We start from the raw sequence: 1,007 nt of genomic DNA, 5'->3' as shown, positions 1-1,007 counted from the left end.
GACCCGTGAGGATCCTCGTCACCGGCGGAGCCGGATTCATCGGGTCGGAGTACGTTCGCCTGCTGCTGGGCAAGCCCCTCGGCAGTGCCGACGGCGTGCCGCCACTCGAGCCGGCGGTCGTGACCGTGCTCGACAAACTGACCTACTCGGGCAACCTGGCCAACCTCGACCCCGTCCGCGACGACCCGCGGCTACGGTTCGTCCAGGGCGACATCTGCGACCCGACAATCGTCGACGAGGTCGTCGCCGACCACGACGTGATCGTGCACTTCGCCGCCGAATCACACGTCGACCGCTCCATCGCCGGCGCCGCCCCGTTCGTCACCACAAACGTCCTGGGCACCCAGACCCTGCTCGACGCCGCCCTGCGCCACCGCACCAACCGCTTCGTGCACGTCTCCACCGACGAGGTCTACGGCTCCATCGACGAAGGCTCCTGGACCGAGACCTGGCCCCTGGCACCGAACTCCCCCTACTCGGCCTCCAAGGCCGGCTCCGACCTACTCGCCCTGTCCTACCACCGCACCCACGGCATGGACGTCGTCGTCACCCGCTGCTCCAACAACTACGGCCCCTACCAGTTCCCCGAAAAAGTCATCCCCCTGTTCGTCACCAACCTCCTCGACGGCGCCACCGTCCCCCTCTACGGCGACGGCGGCAACATCCGCGACTGGCTACACGTGCACGACCACTGCCGCGGCATCGCCCTGGTCCAACACAAAGGCCGCGCCGGCGAGGTCTACAACATCGGCGGCGGCACCGAACTGACAAACAAGGAACTCACCGGCCGGCTCCTCGACGCCTGCGACACCGGCTGGGACCGCGTCGTCCCCGTCACCGACCGCAAGGGCCACGACCGCCGCTACTCCCTCGACATCACCAAGATCCACCAGGAACTCGGCTACACCCCCAGCATCACCCTCGATGCCGGCCTCGCCGACACCGTCACCTGGTACCGCGACAACCGCACCTGGTGGGAACCCCTCAAGACCACACCCACCGCATGA

The 1,007-nt window shown here is 67.7% G+C and carries 1 protein-coding gene; it reads left to right on the top strand.

Features of this window, described 5'->3' with window-relative positions; genetic code table 11:
- Nucleotides 1-5 precede the first annotated feature (5 nt).
- A complete protein-coding gene (gene rfbB / locus ACFYPM_RS32165; protein ID WP_387205176.1) occupies nucleotides 6-1,007 on the top strand; it encodes a dTDP-glucose 4,6-dehydratase in 1,002 nt (333 codons plus the stop codon).

Source organism: Micromonospora sp. NPDC005203 (genome assembly GCF_042872705.1).
Classification (GTDB): domain Bacteria; phylum Actinomycetota; class Actinomycetes; order Mycobacteriales; family Micromonosporaceae; genus Micromonospora.
Note: the sequence above shows the minus strand (reverse complement) of the source record. Positions and strands in the feature narration are given on the sequence as shown.